This is a genomic window from Streptomyces phyllanthi, assembly GCF_009377205.1.
Lineage (GTDB): Bacteria > Actinomycetota > Actinomycetes > Streptomycetales > Streptomycetaceae > Streptomyces > Streptomyces phyllanthi.
Genome location: NZ_VJZE01000139.1, coordinates 1 through 19,334, shown reverse-complemented (window position 1 = coordinate 19,334; position 19,334 = coordinate 1). Strand labels below are relative to the sequence as shown.

21 protein-coding genes are annotated in these 19,334 nt (G+C 71.1%); 9 read left to right on the top strand and 12 right to left on the bottom strand.

What is annotated here, in order from left to right; genetic code table 11:
- Positions 1-81 precede the first annotated feature (81 nt).
- Together FNH04_RS20625 and FNH04_RS20620 are read right to left on the bottom strand one after the other, a co-directional pair.
- A complete protein-coding gene (locus FNH04_RS20625) occupies positions 82-801 on the bottom strand; it encodes a response regulator (RefSeq protein WP_152786365.1) in 720 nt (239 codons plus the stop codon).
- Between the two features lie 86 nt (positions 802-887).
- Positions 888-2,543 (bottom strand): sensor histidine kinase, encoded by a 1,656-nt coding sequence (locus tag FNH04_RS20620; protein ID WP_322723395.1) that lies wholly within the window; start codon positions 2,541-2,543, stop codon positions 888-890.
- 296 nt (positions 2,544-2,839) lie between these two features.
- Between FNH04_RS20620 and FNH04_RS20615 the strand changes: the two genes are divergently transcribed.
- Genes FNH04_RS20615 through FNH04_RS20605 form a run of 3 tightly spaced genes read left to right on the top strand, consistent with a single transcriptional unit; the run spans position 2,840 to position 5,857 of the window.
- Entirely contained in the window at positions 2,840-3,823 is a 984-nt protein-coding gene (locus tag FNH04_RS20615) for a Bug family tripartite tricarboxylate transporter substrate binding protein (protein ID WP_322723398.1), read from the top strand.
- Positions 3,820-4,359 carry a tripartite tricarboxylate transporter TctB family protein gene (locus FNH04_RS20610; RefSeq protein WP_322723393.1) on the top strand — a complete coding sequence of 180 codons (540 nt, stop codon included), beginning with the start codon at positions 3,820-3,822 and terminating at the stop codon, positions 4,357-4,359. The genes FNH04_RS20615 and FNH04_RS20610 overlap by 4 nt, the downstream gene beginning before the upstream one ends.
- Before the next feature lies 1 nt (position 4,360).
- On the top strand, positions 4,361-5,857 hold the full coding sequence (locus tag FNH04_RS20605; RefSeq protein WP_152786351.1) for a tripartite tricarboxylate transporter permease: 1,497 nt from the start codon (positions 4,361-4,363) through the stop codon (positions 5,855-5,857).
- A gap of 13 nt (positions 5,858-5,870) precedes the next feature.
- Here FNH04_RS20605 and FNH04_RS20600 read toward each other — a convergent pair whose 3' ends face one another.
- Positions 5,871-6,278, bottom strand: coding sequence for a CoA-binding protein (locus FNH04_RS20600; RefSeq protein WP_152786349.1), 408 nt, complete (start codon positions 6,276-6,278; stop codon positions 5,871-5,873).
- 153 nt (positions 6,279-6,431) lie between these two features.
- Here FNH04_RS20600 and FNH04_RS20595 point away from each other — a divergent pair, with 153 nt between their 5' ends.
- A complete protein-coding gene (locus FNH04_RS20595) occupies positions 6,432-7,112 on the top strand; it encodes a hypothetical protein (RefSeq protein WP_322723392.1) in 681 nt (226 codons plus the stop codon).
- Complete coding sequence (locus FNH04_RS20590; RefSeq protein WP_152786347.1) at positions 7,109-7,672, top strand: SixA phosphatase family protein; 564 nt, start codon at positions 7,109-7,111, stop codon at positions 7,670-7,672. Before FNH04_RS20595 ends, FNH04_RS20590 begins: the two co-directional genes overlap by 4 nt.
- A gap of 68 nt (positions 7,673-7,740) precedes the next feature.
- On the opposite strand, the gene FNH04_RS20585 is transcribed toward FNH04_RS20590, so the two are convergent.
- Positions 7,741-8,343 carry a TetR/AcrR family transcriptional regulator gene (locus FNH04_RS20585; RefSeq protein WP_322723390.1) on the bottom strand — a complete coding sequence of 201 codons (603 nt, stop codon included), beginning with the start codon at positions 8,341-8,343 and terminating at the stop codon, positions 7,741-7,743.
- A 295-nt stretch (positions 8,344-8,638) separates the two neighbouring features.
- Here FNH04_RS20585 and FNH04_RS20580 point away from each other — a divergent pair, with 295 nt between their 5' ends.
- Positions 8,639-9,529, top strand: a complete 891-nt coding sequence (locus tag FNH04_RS20580) for an NAD(P)H-binding protein (RefSeq protein ID WP_152786345.1) — start codon at positions 8,639-8,641, stop codon at positions 9,527-9,529.
- Positions 9,530-9,652: 123 nt separating this feature from the next.
- Here FNH04_RS20580 and FNH04_RS20575 read toward each other — a convergent pair whose 3' ends face one another.
- Positions 9,653-10,240, bottom strand: coding sequence for an SMI1/KNR4 family protein (locus FNH04_RS20575; RefSeq protein ID WP_152786343.1), 588 nt, complete (start codon positions 10,238-10,240; stop codon positions 9,653-9,655).
- Between the two features lie 120 nt (positions 10,241-10,360).
- Here FNH04_RS20575 and FNH04_RS20570 point away from each other — a divergent pair, with 120 nt between their 5' ends.
- Entirely contained in the window at positions 10,361-10,696 is a 336-nt protein-coding gene (locus FNH04_RS20570; RefSeq protein ID WP_194236751.1) for a hypothetical protein, read from the top strand.
- Between the two features lie 509 nt (positions 10,697-11,205).
- Entirely contained in the window at positions 11,206-11,844 is a 639-nt protein-coding gene (locus FNH04_RS20565; RefSeq protein WP_152786341.1) for a dihydrofolate reductase family protein, read from the top strand.
- Between the two features lie 126 nt (positions 11,845-11,970).
- Here FNH04_RS20565 and FNH04_RS20560 read toward each other — a convergent pair whose 3' ends face one another.
- Entirely contained in the window at positions 11,971-12,264 is a 294-nt protein-coding gene (locus FNH04_RS20560; protein WP_152786339.1) for a DUF6355 family natural product biosynthesis protein, read from the bottom strand.
- 203 nt (positions 12,265-12,467) lie between these two features.
- Positions 12,468-13,187 carry a dienelactone hydrolase family protein gene (locus tag FNH04_RS20555; RefSeq protein WP_152786337.1) on the bottom strand — a complete coding sequence of 240 codons (720 nt, stop codon included), beginning with the start codon at positions 13,185-13,187 and terminating at the stop codon, positions 12,468-12,470.
- 549 nt (positions 13,188-13,736) lie between these two features.
- Here FNH04_RS20555 and FNH04_RS20550 point away from each other — a divergent pair.
- Positions 13,737-14,375 (top strand): YigZ family protein, encoded by a 639-nt coding sequence (locus tag FNH04_RS20550; RefSeq protein WP_152786335.1) that lies wholly within the window; start codon positions 13,737-13,739, stop codon positions 14,373-14,375.
- 4 nt (positions 14,376-14,379) lie between these two features.
- Here the strand turns inward: FNH04_RS20550 and FNH04_RS20545 are convergent, their stop codons facing one another.
- The 5 genes from FNH04_RS20545 to FNH04_RS20525 form a co-directional block, all read right to left on the bottom strand.
- The gene (locus tag FNH04_RS20545) at positions 14,380-15,609 is read right to left on the bottom strand and encodes a hypothetical protein (RefSeq protein ID WP_152786333.1); all 1,230 of its coding nucleotides are present in this window, start codon (positions 15,607-15,609) and stop codon (positions 14,380-14,382) included.
- Positions 15,610-15,679: 70 nt separating this feature from the next.
- Positions 15,680-16,102 (bottom strand): hypothetical protein, encoded by a 423-nt coding sequence (locus tag FNH04_RS20540; protein WP_152786331.1) that lies wholly within the window; start codon positions 16,100-16,102, stop codon positions 15,680-15,682.
- The gene (locus tag FNH04_RS20535) at positions 16,099-16,809 is read right to left on the bottom strand and encodes a vWA domain-containing protein (RefSeq protein WP_152786329.1); all 711 of its coding nucleotides are present in this window, start codon (positions 16,807-16,809) and stop codon (positions 16,099-16,101) included. The genes FNH04_RS20540 and FNH04_RS20535 overlap by 4 nt, the downstream gene beginning before the upstream one ends.
- Positions 16,810-16,864: 55 nt before the next feature.
- On the bottom strand, positions 16,865-18,190 hold the full coding sequence (locus FNH04_RS20530; protein ID WP_152786326.1) for a protein kinase domain-containing protein: 1,326 nt from the start codon (positions 18,188-18,190) through the stop codon (positions 16,865-16,867).
- On the bottom strand, positions 18,187-19,334 hold a 1,148-nt coding region (locus tag FNH04_RS20525; protein WP_228031525.1), incomplete at its 5' end, for a protein phosphatase 2C domain-containing protein. The genes FNH04_RS20525 and FNH04_RS20530, both read right to left, overlap by 4 nt.

Below are 19,334 nucleotides of genomic sequence, written 5' to 3'. Positions count from 1 at the left end.
GGGCCGGGCTTTTGAGGGGCGCGGGGAACTGCGCGGCCAGCCCCGCCGGGCCGCAGCCTCACAGCACCGCACAAACCCCCATCAGCCGCGCCAGCTGTAGCGTCGCTCCGGGCGGCCCGCCGCGCCGTAGCGGAGCGTTACGTCCGCGCTGCCCGCCGAGTGGAAGTACTCCAGGTAGCGCCGGGCGCTCACGCGGGAGATGCCCGTGGCGGTCGCGCACTCGGTGGCGGACAGGGTGCCGTCCGTGGCGCGGAGGGCGCGCTCGATGAGGTCGGCCGTCTCGACGCTGAGGCCCTTGGGGAGGGTGTTGCCGGGGCTCGGCGCGAACGCACCGGCCAGGACGCGGTCCACGTCCGCCTGGCCCCGGACGACCGTGGTGAGCAGCCGGCCGCGCTGGGCGGCGTACCGCTCCAGGCGGACGCGCAGGTCGTCGTACTCGAAGGGCTTGAGGAGGTAGTCGACCACGCCGTGCCGGACCGCGCCGCGGACCGCGTCGGCCTCGCGGGCGGCGCTGATGACCATGACGTCGCAGTCGTGCCCGGCGGTGCGCAGCCGGGGGATGACGTCCAGGCCGAAGATGTCGGGGAGGTAGAGGTCGAGGAGCACCAGGTCGGGGCGGAGTTCGTCGACCGCGGCGATCGCCTGCTCGCCGGTGCCTGCCGTGCCGACCACACGGAACGGCTCGACGCGTTCGACGAAGGTGCGGTGGACCCGCGTCACCATGAAGTCGTCGTCGACGATGAGGACGTCCAGGGTGCCGTGCGTGTCCTGCGTGGCGTGCGTGCCGTGCGTGGCGTTCATGCTGTTCGTGCCGTTCGTCGGAGTCGGCTGAGTCGTCGCGGGCAGCGGGCGCAGCGGGCGCAGCGGGCTCAGAGAGCGCAGCGAGCTCATCGAGATGCTCCTTCCGCCACCGCGCCGGCGGGGTGGCTCACGGACATGCGGGCGGTGAACATGGCGCCGTCGGGGGTGTTGGCCACCGCGATCTCCCCGCCCCGGCGTTCGCAGACGACCCGCGTCAGGGCCAGACCGATGCCGCGCTCGCCCTCCTCGGCGGCCTTGGTGGTGAAACCGTGGGCGAAGACCTCGTGGGCGAGTTCGGGAGCGACGCCGGGGCCGGAGTCGCGTACGACGATCTCCACGCTCGCGGCGTCCTGCCGCAGTTCGACCTCCACCCAGGCTGTCTCCCCGTCGTCGACCTCGCCCGCCGTGGCCGCGTCGATGGCGTTGTCGACGAGGTTGCCGACCACGGTCGCCACATCGGCGGCGTCCTCCGGCGCGAGCCGGTCCAGGGCGGTGTCGTCCGAAATGCGCAGGGTGACCTTCCGCTCGGCCGCGAGGGCGGTCTTCGCCATCAGCAGCGCGGCGACGGCGGTGTCCCGCACTCGGCGGGTCAGCGTCATGTCGAGTGACTGGCGGCGCTGGTTCAGCGCGCGGATGTAGCGCACCACCTCGTCCTGCTCGCCGATCTGGATCAGCCCGGAGATGGTGTGCAGCTGGTTGGCGAACTCGTGGGCCTGGGCGCGCAGCAGCTCGGAGGAGCTGCGGAAGGAGCCGAGCTCGCGTTCCAGCCGGGCCAGTTCGGTACGGTCCCGCAGCGTGGTGACCGAGCCGAGCGAGCGGCCGTCCTTGGTGACCGTCATCCGGTTCATCACGAGCACCCGCCCGTGCCGTATGACGACCGCGTCCCGCGGATCCGCCGACTTCTTGTGGGCGCCGACCAGGACGTCCCGCAGGCGCCCCTCGATACCGAGATCGGACAGACTCTTGCCCACACAGTCCTCGGGCAGCTCCAGCAGGCGCCGGCCCATGTCGTTCACCAGGGTGAGCCGGTGCTGCGGGTCCAGGGCGATCACGCCCTCCGCGATGCCGTACAGCATCGCCTCCCGGTGCTCGGCGAGACCGGCGATCTCGCGCGGCTCCAGGCCCAGGGTCTGCCGCTTGACGCGCCGGGACAGCAGCCAGGAGCCGGCGAGGCCCAGGCCGCTGGCGATGCCGAGGTAGGCCAGCAGATACGAGGACGCCCCGCTGAGCCGCTGCCACACCGTCGGGGACGCCTCGCCGATCATGACGGTGCCCAGGTTCTGCCCGAGGTTGTCCTCCGCCGTCGCCCCGAGCACCGGCACCTGCGCCACCAGCTCGTGGCTGCCGTCCCAGGTCAGCGAACCGGACCAGCCGCGACCCCCGGAGACTCCGGGCCCCAGGGGCAGCGCGTCCCCGACCACCGTGGGATTCGTCGAGCTGACGATCCGGCCGTCGGCGACGGCAACGGTGACGGACGTGACCCCGGACTGCACCAGCGTGGACTGCACCAGCGCGGCCAGCGGCTCCCGCGGCCCCGACTGCGCGAGCTGGCTCCGTACGAGCGGATTCGCGGCCAGCTGCTCGGCCAGCGCGCCGACCCGGCGGCCCTCGACCCGGTTGAAGGTGGCCTCCGACTGCGCGAGCGAGACCGCGGCGATGGCGAGCAGCACCACCACGACGATGGCGAGCTGGAGCACCAGCATCTGACCCGCGAGGGTATGGCGACGGAATGTGGCGACCACGGCTGACTCAATCTCCACCACTGGCACGACCCGGGCGGCTCCGGTGCCGAGTCGCCCCATCATGGCGCTCGCCTGCGGCGGAGGAAAGAGACCTGAGGGGACTGTTCCGGCACAGGCCGCCCCAGGTAGCCTGCCCGCTCCGCCGTCGCACGGGCGACCACAAAGACCACAAACTCCGTTGATTCCGCAAGAGAGACAGGTCGCCGACGTACGGGCACCATGTGACCCGCATCACCCTCCCCCCACAGGGTTCCCCCACACCCGCATCGACGTTTTTCAGACAGGTGGTGGCACTTGTGCGCCTGCGCGCCCCCCTCGCCCTGTTCGGGGCCGCCGTGCTCGTACTCGTGGGCCCGCCGCTGCTGACCACCGGCAGCGGCGCCGGCACCGGCACACAGATCCCGGGCCTGCGCTTCATGGTCCCCAACACGCCCGGCGGCGGCTACGACATCACGGCCCGTACGGCGGCGAAGAACGCCGAGGACGCCGGCCTCACCTCCAACATCGAGGTGTTCAACCTCCCCGGAGCCGGTGGCACCGTCGGACTGACCCGGCTCGTGAGCGAGCGCGGCAACGGCAAGCTCGCGATGTCCATGGGCCTCGGCGTCGTCGGCGCCGTCCGCTCCAACGACGCGCCGAAGTCCCTCGCCGACACCACCCCGATCGCCCGGCTCACCGAGGAGCAGGACGTGGTCGTGGTCGCCAAGGACTCCCCGTACAAGACGATCGACGACCTCATCGGCGCCTGGAAGAAGAACCCCGGCAAGCTCCCGGTCGGCGGCGGCTCCTCGCCCGGCGGACCCGACCACCTCGCGCCCATGCTGATGGCGCGGGCCGCCGGGATCGCGCCGAAGAAGGTCAACTACATCCCCTTCGACGGCGGAGGCGAACTCCTCGCCTCGATCCTCGGCAACAAGGTCGCCTTCGGCGTCTCCGGCGTCGGCGAGTACCTCGACCAGATCAAGGCGGGCGAGCTGCGCCTCCTCGCCGTCACCGGCCCCGAGCGCGTCGCCGGGCTCGACGCGCCCACCCTCCAGGAGGCGGGCTACGACGTGAACTTCACCAACTGGCGCGGCATCGTCGCCCCACCCGGCCTCTCCGACGCCGAACGCGACAAGCTCACCCGCCTCATCGAGGAACTCCACGACTCGCCCGAGTGGCAGAAGTCCATGAAGCAGAACGGGTGGGACGACGCGTTCCTCACCGGCGACGAGTTCGGCGAGTTCCTGGACGCCCAGGACAACCGCGTGGTGTCGGTGCTGAAGGAGCTGGGACTGTGACGACGCAGACGACCGGCACCTCCACCGCGCCCACGGCAGAGCGCCGCTCCTGGCTGCGCGACCACTCCGAACTCGGCGTCTGCGTCCTGCTGCTGGCGCTCGGCGTGCTCGTCCTCACCGACGCGCTCACCATGGACGTCGACGTCGCCCAGCGCGGACCGGTCGGCCCGCGGACCGTGCCGATCGTGGTCGGCACCGGACTGCTGGTCATCGCCGCCCTGCTCGCCGTGGACGTGCTGCGCGGCGGCCGTGGGCAGGCCGAGACCGGCGAGGACGTCGACCTGTCCGAACCCGCCGACTGGCGCACCGTCCTGCTGCTCGCCGGGGTCTTCCTCGGCGCGGCCGTCCTCATCGACCCCCTCGGCTTCCCCGTCGCGGGCGCCCTCCTCTTCTGGGGCGCCGCCTTCACCCTCGGCAGCCGCCGCTTCGACCGGGACCCGCTGATCGCGGCCGTCCTCTCCCTCGCCACCTACGCGATCTTCAACAACCTGCTCGGAGTGCCCCTGCCCGGCGGTCCCCTGATGGGAGTTCTGTGACATGGACGCCTTCAACTCCCTCCTGGACGGCTTCGGTACGGCCCTCACCCCGGTCAACCTGCTGTGGGCGGCCCTCGGTGTGCTGCTCGGCACGGCGATCGGCGTCCTGCCCGGTATCGGACCCGCGATGGCGGTCGCGCTGCTGCTGCCGGTGACGTACGGGCTCGACCCGATCGGCGCGTTCATCATGTTCGCGGGCATCTACTACGGTGCGATGTTCGGCGGCTCGACGACCTCGATCCTCCTCAACACCCCCGGTGAGAGCGCCGCCGTGGTCGCGGCGATGGAGGGCAACCCGATGGCCAGGTCCGGGCGAGGCGCACAGGCGCTCGCGGCCGCCGCCATCGGGCACTTCGCGGGCGGCATGGTCGGCACGCTCCTGCTGGTGGCGCTCGCGCCGACGGTCGCCGCGCTGGCGGTGGACATCGGCGCGCCGGACTACTTCGCCATCATGGTGCTGGCGTTCATCGCGGTGACCTCCGTGCTGGGCTCGTCCCGCATCCGGGGGCTGGCCTCCCTGCTGATCGGTCTGACGATCGGCCTGGTGGGCCTGGACCAGATGACCGGCCAGCAGCGCCTGACGTTCGGCGCGCTCCAACTCGCCGACGGCATCGACGTGGTGATCGTCGCGGTCGGCCTCTTCGCGATCGGCGAGGCCCTGTGGGTGGCCGCGCATCTGCGGCGCAGGCCGGGCGAGCCGATCCCGGTGGGCCGTCCGTGGCTCGGCCGCGGCGATGTGAAACGGACCTGGAAGTCGTGGGTGCGCGGCCCGTTCATCGGCTTCCCGTTCGGCGCGATCCCGGCGGGCGGCGCGGAGATCCCCACGTTCCTCTCGTACGTCACGGAGAAGCGCCTGTCGAAGCACAAGGACGAGTGGGGCAAGGGCGCCATCGAGGGTGTGGCCGGACCGGAGTCCGCGGCGTCGGCCTCGGCGGCGGGCACCCTGGTCTCCATGCTCACGCTGGGCCTGCCCACGACGGCGGTCGCGGCCGTCATGCTGGCCGCCTTCCAGCAGTACGGCATCCAGCCGGGCCCGCTCCTCTTCGAACGCGAACCCGACCTGGTGTGGGGTCTGATCGCCTCCCTCTTCGTCGGCATGGTGCTGCTGCTCGCGCTCAACCTGCCGCTGGCCCCGCTCTGGGCGAAGCTGCTGCGCATCCCGCGCCCGTACCTCTACGCCGGGATCATGTTCTTCGCGGCGGTCGGCGCGTACGCGGTCGGCGGCGAGGTGATCGACCTGGTGATCCTGCTGGTCATCGGCCTGATCGGCTTCGGTATGCGGCGCTACGGGCTCCCGGTGCTGCCCGCCGTCATCGGCGTCATCCTCGGACCGGGCGCCGAACAACAGCTCAGGCGCGCCCTCCAGATCAGCGACGGCAGCGTCACCGGCCTGGTCAACACGCCCTTCGCGGTGACGGTGTACGCGGTGATCCTGGTGCTGCTGTCCTGGCCCCTGCTGAAGCGGCTGCTGCCCCGCAACCGCGTGGCGAGCCCGTGAGGGCTGGCGGGGTTCACCCCAGGCGCGGTATCTCGATGGCCGGGCAGCGGTCCATCACCATGTCCAGCCCGGCCGCGCGCGTGCGCTCGTACGCCTGCTCGTCGATGACGCCCAGCTGGAACCAGACGGCCCCGGCCCCGATCCGCACGGCCTCGTCGGCGACCGGCCCGGCGAGGCTGCTGTTGACGAACACGTCGACCACATCCACGGGAAAGGGGATGTCGGAGAGCGAGGCGTACCCCTGCTCCCCGTGGACCGTCTCGGCCTTGGGATGCACGGGCACCACGCGCTTGCCGTACCGCTGCAGCACCTCCGCGACCCCGTACGCGGCACGCCCCCGATTCCCGGACAGCCCCACGACGGCCCAGGTGTCACCGAGCTCCGTGAGGATCCTGCGGACCGTGTCCGTGTCGCCGTACATGTCCTGTCTCCGATCTCGAGCCGAGGGAAGGGCCTGTGGGCGGCAACAGCGGGGAGCGCCCGGCGATTCCCGGGGCCGACACGGCGCACCGGTGGGGTGACTTCCCTGACCCGCCATCCTGCGGTGGGCCGGCTTCCGGCCTACGCTCGGGCCGTGCTGCGTATCACCGATGCCCGCACCGGCGCACCCACCGAGGTCCGCCGGGCCCTTACCCGTGTGCACGCGCATGTGACCGGGGCCGACGCCTCGGCCCTGCGTGTGCTGCTGGTCGCCGATCTGCTCGCCCGGGTCCTCGAACTGGGGGGAGTCCCCGCTCTCACGGTCGCCGACCCGTCCCCGCCCCTGCGGGAACGCGCCGACGCCCTCGGTGTCCGGCCCGCCGAGGCCGCCGCCCCCGTCACCGGCCCCACCCTGCACGTGGCCGGACCCGGCACCGCCACGCCGGAGGACGGCGTCCATGTGCGGGTCGCCCCGGCGGACGACTCCGGCCCGCCGGCGGACGGTTCCGTTCTGCGGCTCGCCCTGCTGACCGTTCCCCGGACCGAGCCGGCCGATCCCGGAGCCGTCGCCGACGAGGCCCGTGACACGCTCGCCCGCTGGCGCAAGGCCGTCGCCGGCTGGGCCACCCGCCCGTCCCGGCCCGTCCCCGACGCCGTACGGCACGACCTGCGCACCGCCTGGGAGGACGACCTGGACGTACCGGCCGTGCTCGACGTCCTGCGGCGCGTGGAAGACGCCGAGGACCTGCCCGACGGCGCCCGCTTCGAGACGTACGCCTACGCGGACCGTCTCCTCGGCCTCCACCTCACCCGCGACATCGGAGCCGCACCATGACCGACACGACCCGCGTGCGGACGCGCACCGGAGCGGGCCCCCTGCGCAGACTCGTCGTGCTGCGGCACGCCAAGTCCGCCTGGCCCGTGGGCGTCCCCGACCACGAGCGGCCCCTCGGCCCGCGCGGCCGTCGCGACGCCCCCGCCGCCGGACGTGCCCTCGCCGTGGCCGACTGCCTGCCCGACCTGGCCCTGTGCTCCACCGCCGTGCGTGCCCGCCAGACCTGGGACCTCGCCGCGGCGCAGTGGGCCACCCCGCCGCCCGTACGGCACGAGCACCGCCTGTACGCGGCCGACGTACCGGAGCTCCTGGACGCCGTACGCGAAGTGCCCGACGAGACCGGGACGCTGCTGCTCGTCGGGCACAACCCGGGCCTTGAGGAACTCGTCCTGGAGCTGGCCGGGGACGGGCTCGACGACACCCTGGACGCCGTCCGCACGAAGTTCCCGACCTCCGCGATCGCGGTCCTCGCCTGGTACGGCCCGTCCTGGAAGCACCTCCGCCCCGGCGCGGCGCTGCTCACGGCGATGACCGTGCCGAGGGGGAGGAAGGCGCTCTGACAGGTGTCTGATCCGTAGTCGAGGGCCTCCCGAGAAACCTCGAGTGCCGTACGTGGCCGGGGCAGCTGTTATCGCAGTTGGGCGAAGGCCTGGTCGGCGTCGGTGACAGCCTCGGGGTGTACGTCGCGGGCGGTTCGCCCGTCGGCGATCTTCTGCCAGTTGGTGCGGGCGAGTACCCGTTGGACCGCGAGTACCTGAGCCGCTGTCAGTCGTGCCTGGATGTCCGGGCCCGGGTCGAGGGCTTCTGCCAGCGCCTGCTCGTCCTCGAGCATGTACTGCGTGAGCCGTCCCGCAAGGCTCGGCGTGGTGAACACCAGGCGATGGAACTCCACCACTGCGGGATGGTCGCTGAGGCCGGTGACGGGCTCGTACCGATCGAGGCCTGCCCGAAAGTGCCGGTGCAGTGCCGCCATGGGTGAGGCGCCGGGCGGGCGGTTGCGCACGACGCGCGCCGCCTCACCGTGGTGGTCCGCGAATCGGTGCAGTACCAGGTCCTCCTTGGTGGGGAAGTACCGAAAGAGGGTCGGCTTGGAGACCTCGGCCACGGCAGCGATGTCGCTGACCGAGACCTGGTCGAATCCGTGCGCCAGGAACAGTGAGATCGCCGCGTCGGCGATGGCGTCACGGGTCCGCGCCTTCTTGCGGGCGCGCAGCCCCGTCGGCTCGATCACCCGAGCATCGTAACATTATTAACTGGGTTGCTTTTTTAACCGAGTAACGATTTGATCCGGGGGTGACTCAGACAGACATTCCCGACGCGGGCATCGGCCCGACGCCGGCGGCTGATCCTGCCCGGCGCGGTGCCGCCGTGCGCGTCATCGATCAGCCACAGGATCTCCGGGACGGCTCCCGCGGCCAGGAACCGGGCCCACCGCGTCCACGACGACCAGCGATGACCCCGATCCACTCCCGAAGGCACGGCACGGTGCCCTCCGCTCACCTGTCCAGGACGCCGTCGAGGCACTCATGACACGAATCCACATGCCGCCGGTGCTCGTCACCGGGGCCACCGGCCGGATCGGGCGCGGAGTCATCGACCAACTGGTCAGTGCGGGCGTACCGGTCCGCGCCCTCACGCGTCGTGCCGAAGCGGCAGCGACGCTGCCGGCCGACCTCGAAGTCGTCACCGGTGACCTCACCGTGCCCACATCTCTCGACGGGGCGCTGCGAGGCACCAGCGCCGTCTTCCTCCTCTGGACCGCACCGCCGACGACCGCTGCGGCAGTTGTCGAGCGCCTGGCGGCCCACGCGCGGCGCGTCGTCTTCCTCTCCTCACCGCACCGGACACCGCACCCCTTCTTCCAGCAGCCGAATCCCATGGCGGTGCTCCACGCCGAGATCGAGCGACTCATCGCGTCCACCGGACTCGAGTCGACGATCATCCGGCCGGGGATGCTGGCATCGAACTCGTTGGCCTGGTGGGCACCCGCCATCCGCGCCGGCGATGTCGTCCGGTGGCCTTACGGCGCCGCCGAGACCGCACCCGTCGACGACCGTGACGTCGCAGCCGTCGCGGCGCGGACCCTGTACCAGCGCGGACACGCCGGCGGTGACTACGTCCTCACAGGCCCCGAGTCACTGAGCCAGGCAGCGCAGGTGGACATCATCGGGAATGTCCTGGGACGCCCGACCAGGTTCAAGGAGCTGTCGCCGGAGGAGTTCCGCCGTGAGACGGAGGGAAAGGCGCCGCGCCAGGTCGTCGACATGCTGCTCACCGCATGGGGCGCAACGATCGGAACGCCCGCGTTCGTCACCTCCACGGTGTCCGACATCCTCGGAGCGCCGCCGAGATCATTTCCCCAGTGGGTCACCGACCACGCCGACGCGTTCGAGCAGGGCCCCGATCGATCAAGCTGATCTTCGCCTGAGTCGCTGTCGTTCCGACCCTGAGGGTTGTCGGTCGAACGGGCGTCTCGATCGGGTGGCTTCGGCAAGGTGAGCTGGGTTCTGACACGACTTCTGTGGATGGGGCGCCGGCAGTCAGGTCGTCGGAGTGAGACGGTGCCGGTTCGGATGTGCTCGAAGTCGTGGTGAGGTGAGTCCCAGGGCTCGGTTGTCCTGTCCGGCAGCCATGTGGTCGAGCCATCGTTCGTACCAGCCGAGAAAGTCCGGGGCTGAGGAGACGTTCGGGTCCCAGAAGCCGTCGGCATTGCCGATGAGCATGCGTCCGGTGAGTGGGCCGGTTACGCCTACGAGGACGAGATCGCTGCACCCGCGTTCGATGACGTGCAGGAACAGGTGACCAGGGCGTGTTGGGCCGTAGGCGCGGGTGAACCCTCTTGAACCGGTGTCGGCAGCTTTGGGGTTCATCGTGAAGAGCGTGCAGCCCTCCAACGGGATCAGTCCGTAGAACGGGGAAGCACCACCGCCGCCGACGTGGACGAGGAAGTCTCGGTAGGGTTGTGGGAGCTTCACGTCATGCTCGGCCTCGAAGGCAGCGGCCTGAGCTTCGAGCAGGCGGGGGCCGAGACTGAATCTGTGCCGCTCCTCGCCGAAGGAGTGGCTTCGGCTGGGTGCGTAGGAGATGCGTGCCAGCTTGCGCCGCAGCCGCGGGATGCGGGAGTCCATGCGGGCTCTTCTCTCGTGTCGTCCGCAATCTATCGCACGGTACACGGACCCTGACGGTCGTCAGTCCGTCCGGTCAGCCACACTTGGCCATGACCCGTGCCCGGACGATTGCTTGCCCACGTGATCGACTGGACGAAGGTGCTCGAGGCTCGCGCGGGTGGGCCTCCGCCCGGCGCAACGGCGCGTACGCAGGCCGGCCGCCAGCCGCAGCTGGCCGACGTCCCGAACCTCACGGCTCGCAACAGCCGCCTGTCCGGGTACATCACCCGGCCCGAACGACGCCTCTCCGAGGCTTTGGGGGCAGGCAGCTCGGAAGCCTCCGGCCTCGGCGCCCCGGCAGACGTCGAAATGCTCACCCGCCGGGTCACCGAGCTGGAGCAGCAGGTCCTCGACCTCCGATCGGAACTCGCCGAGCGTGGCGAAGACCCTGCCGCCGCTCGTGCCGCGAACCGGTAGTTGGTGGCTCAGCCGAACCGCTCAGAGCCTGTGTCATATCCCCGGCCGGGCGTGCGACGCCTGGCACGCACGCTCGCCGCGTTGCCGAAACGCCCACGTGACTCCTCCCCCACTCTCGGCTTCGCTCGAGCGGGGGGACCCCCATCGAGGGCGCTCCGGCGCCTTGCGATCGCACGCACCAGACGCCGCGCGTTGATCCGACCGGGGATATGACACAGGCTCTCACTGCGCTGTCGCATGAGGTTGGTGCCGCGCCGACTGACACTCCCTGCCGTGACGGTCCTGGCGTGCGACGACGGCTCCCCCCGGAGGACTGGGCAGGGCCGTCCTGGCGGCGCGGGCCGGCTGCTCGTCGGCGTCGCCCCGCCCGCGCCGCGCACTCGGCGCCGGGGCGCGGTGCTCAGCACCGGTATGGCCCGCCGAAGTGAATGTGCGCGGGGATGTCGATCCAGGCAGGCTCTATTCGACGCAGGGGTGAGAGAAGGCCATCAACACGAGAGGTGAAGGCCATGCCCAAGGTCCGCGTACACAACGTGACGATCTCCCTCGACGGCTTCGTGGCCGGCGCGAACCAGCGACTGGACGCCCCGTTCGGCGACGGCGTCGGCTGGGGCGACGAACTGCACAGCTGGTTTGTCTCCGCGACGGAGGATTCCGCCGCGGGCAGGACCGGAATCGATGTCGACTATTTCGCCTGCGGCGAGCGGAACATCGGCGCCACGATCATGGGGCGGAACATGTTCGGGCCGCAGCGCGGGCCGTGGGAGGACGAGTCCTGGAAGGGCTGGTGGGGTGACAATCCGCCCTACCACCACGACGTTTTCGTGCACACCCACCATGTGCGCCCGACGCTGGAGATGGCCGGCGGGACGACCTTCCACTTCACCGACGAGCCGCTGGAGACGGTGCTGCAGCGCGCGTTCGACGCCGCGGGCGGCAAAGACGTCCGGATCGGCGGCGGCGCGGCGGTCATCCAGCAGTATCTGCGCGCCAGGCTGATCGACGAGCTCCACCTGGTGATCGCGCCGATGCTCATCGGGCGCGGGGAACGGCTGCTCGACAATCTCGGGGACGGAATCGACGGCTATCGGGTGTCCGAGCTGGTCGGCTCGTCGGCCGTCACGCACGCGGTGCTGGTCCGCCGCTGACGCTCGGCGGAATCAGGCGCTTGTCGCCGGCCTGGGCCCGGCAGCGTGCTTTCACTCCGCCCATCAGCCGGAACGGCCCGTCAGGTGAACTGACGGGCCGCCTGGAAAAGCGAGTGTGAATGCTGGTCAGCAGGTACGTCCGGTGTACCACGCACCGTCGATGTCCCCGGCGGCCCCGATCCAGGTGGTCCCCGGACCCACGCACTGCAACGTGTTCGGGCCCCAGTCGTCAATCTCGATCACGATGCGCGAGCCGTCGGTCGTGCAGTGGTTGTAGTAGGCATCGCTGGAGGTCTCGAAGAACCCGCAGGGATTGGGGAGAGCTGTATGCGCGGCGGAGGCGGAGGCCGCCGCCGTGGACGTTCCGAGGGCGAGGCCCACGGCCGCGATGAGGACAGGCAGGCGAAGACGAGCAGGCATGAAGACGACCTCCTGGAGGACTGGTGATCGCGCACCACTGCGCACCGACTCGATGTGTACGGAGAGTGTGTCTGCGAGTGCTCTGAGTAGTCCCGTCATTTCGCCTGTACGAGTGTCCTTCTTCATCAATTAGGGGGTGGGGCGTTTGAGTCCTGTCCTCGATGAGCGGCATCCTGGCCGACACTGACTACCGCCTACCGGCCTCATTTCAGGTGCCGGCCGAAGAACCGGTTCGTGTCCTCCAACTCGAACCACGGGGTGCCGGTGTGGCCGCCCAGATTGGCGTGCAGCGTCTTCTCCTTGGTGCCGAAGGCGTCGAACAGGTCCAGGGCGCGCTGCCGGGGGTTCCCTTCGTCGTCCCACTGCAGCAGGAACAGCAGCGGAACGGTGACCTGCCGGGCCTCCTCGCGCTGGGCGCGGGGCACGTAACCCCCGGCGAAGAAACAGGCGGCCGCGATGCGCGGCTCGACCACCGCCAGCCGAATGCCGACGGCGGTCCACCCCGAGTACCCGACCGGGCCGCCGATCTCAGGCAGCGCAAGGAGGGCGTCCAGGGTGGTCTGCCATTCCGGGACCGTCTTCTCGACCAGCGGGCCGACGAAGGACTCGAAGATCTCGTCGACCGGCTCGCCGGCCCGCATCGCGCGGCGGAGTTCGGCGCGGGCCTGCTCGTCGGCGGCGGAACGGGGACGGTCACCGCACCCGGCGGCGTCGATGGTGGCCACCGTGTAGCCACGCGCCGCGGTGTACCGGGCCCGGGCCACCAGCCGAGGATCCGCCTTGGGCAGGCCGTTGTTGTGGGCCGTCAGGATCAGCGGGGCCGGTGCGGATCCAGGTGTCCACAGGGTGCCGGGGATCTCGCCGAGGGTGAATTCGCGTTCGAGGACGCCGTCGTCGAGGCGCTGCTCGGAAGTGAATCGCATGGTCGTGCCTTTCGGGAGTGCGCTTGAACGGCGCTCCCGGACGACCTATCGCCCGACCACGACCCCGGAGGGGAGCACCCATGTCGATACGTTCACGGGTACCACCTCCTCGATCTCTCGCGCGGCCTCCGGAAAAGTAGCAGCGGCCGTCGCGGCCGGCCAACAGGTTTTGCGCAGGATCCGCTGCCGGGTACCACGCGCGACACCTCAACATGCGAGCCCACCAGTCCCGATGCCGGTTCCAGGGCGGCGAGGTTGAGGCGCACCGCGTGGCGCAGGCGCGTGAACTCGCCGACGGCGATGGCCGACAGGACACGGATGCGGCAGCGCGGGTGTCGCCGTCCACCCAGGCGCGGATCCCGTCTTCGTCCAGTCGCGTCCAGGGCGAGACCGGCCGCAGCGTCGAAGGCCTCGGTCGCGGGCGGCGGTTCCTTACATCGAGAACCTCGGCCCGGCACCCCGCTGGTCCGGCGGCCATGTCGGGTTGACCTGGACGTTGCGCCCCTGGTCCGGGCTCCCGCACACGAGTCCTGGGATTAGGCTGGCCGGATGCAGGACGAGTACCGCACCGTCGCCCGCGCGGGCACGCACGAGACCGAGGTCAACCGCTCCCGCTTCCTGTGCGCGCTCGCCCCGGCCGCCACCGAGCAGGAGGCGCAGGACTTCGTCGCCGCCATCCGCAAGGAGCACGCGGACGCCACGCACAACTGCTACGCGTACGTCATCGGCGCCGACGCGGCCGTCCAGAAGGCGAGCGACGACGGGGAACCAGGAGGCACGGCGGGCGTCCCCATGCTCCAGATGCTGCTGCGACGGGACATGCGGTACGTCGTCGCCGTCGTCACCCGCTACTACGGCGGCGTCAAGCTGGGCGCGGGCGGGCTGATCAGGGCGTACGGCGGCGCGGTGGGCGAGGCGCTGGACACGCTCGGGACCATCACGCGCAGGCGTTTCCGCCTCGCGACCGTGACCGTGGACCACCAGCGGGCCGGCAAGGTGCAGAACGACCTGCGGTCCACCGGGCGGGAGGTGCGCGACGTGCGCTACGGGGAGGCCGTCACGATCGAGATCGGGCTCCCGGACGCCGACGTGGACGCCTTCCGGGCGTGGCTGGCCGACGCCACCGCCGGGAGCGCCGGGTTCGAACTGGGCGGGGAGGCCTACGGGGACGCCGGCTCAGGACGGTGACGGCTCAGGACGGTGACGGCTCCGGCGTCAGCTTCTCCTCGCCGATCCGCGACCCCGACCGGTAGATGGTCACGACCCCGTCGTGGATCACATAGCGGTACGGGTCGTTCCGGGCCGTGTAGCCGTCGCCCGTCTCCTCGGCCTCCATCGCGATCCCCTTCTCCCGGCCGTCGCTGAACTCCCCGAAGTAGTACAGCGAGCCCGCAGCGGTGCGGCACAGGGTGATCTGCTTGTTCTTCGTACGGAAGGCCTCGACGAGTTCGGCGCCGTCGCCGTCGGGCAGTTCCGCCGCGATGCGGGCCGGGCAGGTGGCGGCGGACTCACCGGCGTCGGGGTCGTCCGAGTCCGAGTAGCCCCCGGAGTCCAAGAGGCCCGCACAGCCCTTGACCAGGAACATCAGCAGGCCCACCAGCATGAGGGCTCCGACGCAGCCGGAGCAGCCGGAGGTGCTCTTCTTGGCAGGCCTGTAGGCCGGAGGCGGCGTCGGCCGGGGAGCGTAGGGCGGCGCCGACCGCGGAGGCGTGACGGGTGTGGGGCGTGGGGCGGTCGGGCGATAGCCGGTGGCCGCGGACGAGGGGAAGAAGACCCCTTCCTCGGCCCGCCGTCCGTACGGGCTGCCGGACGAGGCGGTCGACCGGGCGCCGGCAGGACCGGGAGGGTACACCGACGACGTACCGGTGCGCGGAGGAGCGGCGGGCCCCGGGGTGGTCCGGTCGCGGGACGCCGAGGTGGTGGGCGGCGTCCGCTTGGGGGTGGGCTTCCTGGGCGTCGTCTTGCGCGCGGACGTCTTCTTCGCGCCCGGGGCCCCGGACGACGAGGTCCTGGGCGGTGTCCTGGGCGTGCTCTTCTTGGTGGCCGCCTTCCAGCCCGTGCCGCACACGATGCAGGACAAGTCCGTACGGGCGTTGTTCGTGTCGCACTTCGAGCAGCGCCAGTCGGACGAAGGACGGGAGACGGCCGGCCGCTTCGCGGCGGGACGGCCGCCACCCGTGCCGGAGCCCGCCGCCGGCTTCGGTGCGGACTTCGCCGCCGGCTTGGAACCGGACTCGGAACCGGACTTGGAGGGGGACTTCGAAGGGGACTTCGGCGCCGATCCGGACGTGGACTTCGGGGCGGCCGAGGCCGCGCGGGGCGCGGTGCCGCGCCGCGTACTGCCGCAGATCGTGCAGGACGCCTCCGCGGGACCGTTGTACGTGTCGCAGTCCGCACAACGCCAGTTGGCCGTTGCCGCCACGCCTCGACTCTCCTCCTCGTTCCGTCGCCCTACCGGGACGCCGGTGAACTTCCGTGCAGGTTTGGGTCGTTCAGCCGGGATCGGCTGCGATGCGCGCCATCACGTCCTGGAACAGTTCCTGGCTCTCGTCCGAGGCCGGTGCCACGAGCCAGTCGCGCGAGCCGGAGGGAACGCGCTGCAGTCCCTCCTCCTCGGCCGTGTCCTCGTGGTGGTCCGGGATCCCGTACTCGTCCCGCAGCGCGGCGGTGCACTGCTCGGCCCGGGGCACGAACGCTGCCGGGACGTCCGCGCGCACCACGATCACCCCGGGAACGGAACGTTCCGGAGCCCGTAGCTGGAAGATCCACTGGGCCCCGCCGTCGGGACCGTGCGGGACCAGCCGGATCGACACACAGTGATCGACCTTGGCCTCGACCGTGCAGAACCCGGGCCACAGCAGCGCCAACAGCCCTTCGGCGCACTCGAGGCGGAAGTCCTGCCAGTCCAGCTTCACAGGCTGTTCGCGATCGTCTCGATGATCTCGTCCATCTCGAACTCCTCCAGACCCTCACCGGCCTTGGAGGCGAAGTGGAGAGTGAGGTCCCACTCCTCGGCGATGGGGTCGGACCAGGGAGCCTGGTCCGGCGCGAACAGCACCAGCCGCTTGGCCGACTGCTCCATCACCGAGGTCTGGCTGCGGGCGTACCCCCACTGCTCGAACAGGTCGTCGATGCTGCTCGGGATGTTCTTCGGGTAGGTCGAGGCACTGGTGCCGACGGTGCCCAGCGGGTGGGCCGGGGCGTCGGTGAACATCACGATGACGTGCCGCCTGCGGTCGAGCCCCGTCTCCCAGGGCGAGTTGATGGCGAGGGCGAGCGCCTCCAGGCCCGATTCGGGGATGTCGCCGCCGCCGGAGGCGTCGATGCCACGGACGAACTGTTCGAAGTCCTTCGCCTGCGTGGGCAGATGCAGGAAGTCGGTCTGCTGGATGGCGTCCGAGGCGTCGTCGCCGAAGTCGCGGAACGCGATGACCTTCAGCCGGAGCTGGCTGATCGCCTTGCCCTTCTTGGCCATCACGTCGTTCAGCCGGTCGTGGAACTGCAGCGCGCTCGCCTTCACGTTGTCGAGGACGGGGAACATGCTGCCCGTCGCGTCGACACACAGCACGATGTCGACGGCGTACTGCAGATTGCCCTGGTACTGCTCGATGTTGGCGCTCATGCGGAGTCTCCCGGGTGGAACAGGCGCGGGTAGGGGTGGGTGTGTGCCGTCGTGCTCACGATGAGCCGCCGGTCGGGCCACGGCCACGGCCGCGGTCGCCGAGGTTGATCCGGACGCGGGAACGCGGCGGGGAGGTCGCCTCGGACGGCGGCGGGGCCGGTGTGGCCGACGGCGCGGCGGCCGGTGACTCGGCCGGCGATCCGGTGGCGGGCGCGTGGGCAGGCGAGCCGGTGGCGGGCGCGTCCTTCGCCGCGGCCGGCCGGCCCGCGCCGGACGTGCTCGGCGTGGTGCCCGGCCGGCCCGTCCCGGACGTGCTCGGCGTGGTACCCGGTCGGCCCGTCCCGGACGTGCTCGGTCCGGTGCCCGGCCGGCCGCCCGCCGATGTGAGATTGGCCTTGACCCTGCTGCGGGGCGCCGTGTCGGTCGGCTTCCCGGTGGACGGTGTGCTCCTGGCGGAGGGTTTCCGGGACGTGCCCGGGCGCCGGGGCTGGAGGGCGCAGACCTTCGGGTCGTCCAGCGACTTCAGGAACGTGGTGATCCGTGGCCGGCTGCCGGGAGCCCGGGCGGTCATGGCGCGCAGCAGACCGAGCATGGCGTCGGACAACCGTGTGTCGAGGTCCAGCTGCTCACCCGCGTTGACCGCGTCGGCCGGTGATCCGTACCGCTTGTCGTGGTGCGGGAGTTCGCCCGTCAGGTACAGGTGGGTCATCAGACCGAGCGCGAACACGTCCACGGCACAGGTCAGGTGTTCCGGGCCGACCGACTCGTCGCGCTGCATGTAGCGGCGCCACTCGGGGGCCCCGTACACCGAGTCGCCCGCGATGTCGTCCGGGGCCGGCGGGCTCCCGGAGACGTACGAGTCGTCGAAGTCGATCAGCTTCGCGGTGTGGAAGGCGGCCCCGTCCCGCTTCTGCACGAGTACGTTCAGCGGCTTGAGGTCGCCGTGCACGATGCCGATGTCGTGCAGCTGCTTCAGACTCATGCCGAGCGTCTTGAGCAGCACCGTCTTCTGCCGCGGCTCCAGGGCCTGCGGCTTCTCCAGACTGGAGGTGTCGATCCGCTCGGTGACCTTGTAGTACGTGCTGCCCTCGTGGAAGAAGCCGGTGGCGAGCACCAGGTTGCCGCCACCGCGTGCGTCCGGACGCAGCCGTTCCATGATCGTGCGGTGCCGTTGCTCGAACTCCGCGGCGAGCTGGCGGCGGATCCGCAGACTCGGCGTGTCACGCGTGTCGTCGTCACGGGGGCGCTTGGGCTCCAGGAACCTCTTGATGAAGTACTGGCCGCCGTCCTTCTCGGCGAACGCCCATATGCACTTCCCGCCGTTGGCGTTCGTGGGCTCGCTGGTGATGCGGTAGCCCCCGATCACATCGCCCTTCTTCATGCGTGCTCCTCGGGTGCCGGGGGCAGATGGGTCTCGTAGCCGGACCGGTAGGCGTGCCAGGTCCTGTTCTGCCAGTCGCGCACCCGGGCCGACAGCTCGGCGGGATCCTGCGGCACGGCCGACGGCTCGTCGGCGGCACCGGGGGCGAGCCGGTCCAGGCCGCGCGGGCGGGTGCGTACGTAGCGTTCGGTCACCTCCTGGAGGCGGGCCGCGAACGTGCCGCGCAACTCCTCGAAACCGCGGTATCCGAGCGCGAGTACGGCGATGGAGGCGTCGTCCGCCGTGTAGCTCTGCACCTCGCGCCGGATCCGGTCGGCCCACTCGTCCTCGTGCCGGGCCTCGTGCAGAGTGCGCAGCAGCAGGGACTCGAAGTCGGCCGGTGTGTGGACGTAGCCGAAGAAGCCGTCGGTGGCGGCGACCAGCACGCAGGGCAGCCGACAGGTCAGCCGCCGGCTGTCGATCTCGAACTCACGGTCCGCGCACACCAGGTTGGTCATCGGCGGATCCGTGCGCAGGAGTTCCAGGGCGTCGCTCTCCCGGGTGTGGTCGCGGGTCAGCACCTGCAGTCCGGTGTCCGGGCGCAGCACGTACGCGCGCGAGTCACCGGCCCACAGGGGCTGGAGTTCCAGCTCGTCGGGGGAGGCGGCCAGACGGTAGTGCACGGCGGCGAGCGTGGTGGGCAGCTGGCGGCGCATGGTGCCGCCGATCTTGCTGCGGCGCTGCGGCGCGGAGGCGAGGAAGTACCTCAGGTACTCGCGCAGGCTCTCCGGGTCGGCAGGTTCGCCGCCGGTCGCCACCTCGCGGAACCAGCAGTCCGTGGCCAGCCGCGCCACCCGCGCACCGGCCCACGCGCCGGTGCGGGACGTGCCGTCGGACGCCTGCCACACGGGTGCCGCTCCGGCGCCGCCGGAGCCGTCGAACACCGCGAGCAGGCCCTGTGCGCTGTGCCAGTGGTGGGCGACGAACGGATCGGCGTCCTCCCCACGGCCCGGCACCCGCTCGGTCCACACGGACAGCGCCAGCAGCCCTTCCCGGGTCTCCCGCCAGATCCGCTGTGGCACGGGGCCGTTCACGCGTGCGGAAGGCACCGGTGGCCGGGCCTCCTCCGGGGCCGCGGGGCCGGCCGGGTCGGCGGGGCCGACGG

Excerpts from the sequence above, each read along its gene's own strand:
- FNH04_RS20565 (WP_152786341.1), top strand. The coding sequence starts at position 11,206 with ATGCCCAAGGTCCGCGTACACAACGTGACGATCTCCCTCGACGGCTTC.
- FNH04_RS20575 (WP_152786343.1), bottom strand. The coding sequence starts at position 10,240 with ATGGACTCCCGCATCCCGCGGCTGCGGCGCAAGCTGGCACGCATCTCC.
- FNH04_RS20600 (WP_152786349.1), bottom strand. The coding sequence starts at position 6,278 with ATGTACGGCGACACGGACACGGTCCGCAGGATCCTCACGGAGCTCGGT.
- FNH04_RS20590 (WP_152786347.1), top strand. The coding sequence starts at position 7,109 with ATGACCGACACGACCCGCGTGCGGACGCGCACCGGAGCGGGCCCCCTG.
- FNH04_RS20555 (WP_152786337.1), bottom strand. The coding sequence starts at position 13,187 with ATGCGATTCACTTCCGAGCAGCGCCTCGACGACGGCGTCCTCGAACGC.
- FNH04_RS20530 (WP_152786326.1), bottom strand. The coding sequence starts at position 18,190 with ATGAAGAAGGGCGATGTGATCGGGGGCTACCGCATCACCAGCGAGCCC.
- FNH04_RS20550 (WP_152786335.1), top strand. The coding sequence starts at position 13,737 with ATGCAGGACGAGTACCGCACCGTCGCCCGCGCGGGCACGCACGAGACC.
- FNH04_RS20535 (WP_152786329.1), bottom strand. The coding sequence starts at position 16,809 with ATGAGCGCCAACATCGAGCAGTACCAGGGCAATCTGCAGTACGCCGTC.
- FNH04_RS20625 (WP_152786365.1), bottom strand. The coding sequence starts at position 801 with ATGAACGCCACGCACGGCACGCACGCCACGCAGGACACGCACGGCACC.
- FNH04_RS20560 (WP_152786339.1), bottom strand. The coding sequence starts at position 12,264 with ATGCCTGCTCGTCTTCGCCTGCCTGTCCTCATCGCGGCCGTGGGCCTC.
- FNH04_RS20605 (WP_152786351.1), top strand. The coding sequence starts at position 4,361 with ATGGACGCCTTCAACTCCCTCCTGGACGGCTTCGGTACGGCCCTCACC.
- FNH04_RS20580 (WP_152786345.1), top strand. The coding sequence starts at position 8,639 with ATGACACGAATCCACATGCCGCCGGTGCTCGTCACCGGGGCCACCGGC.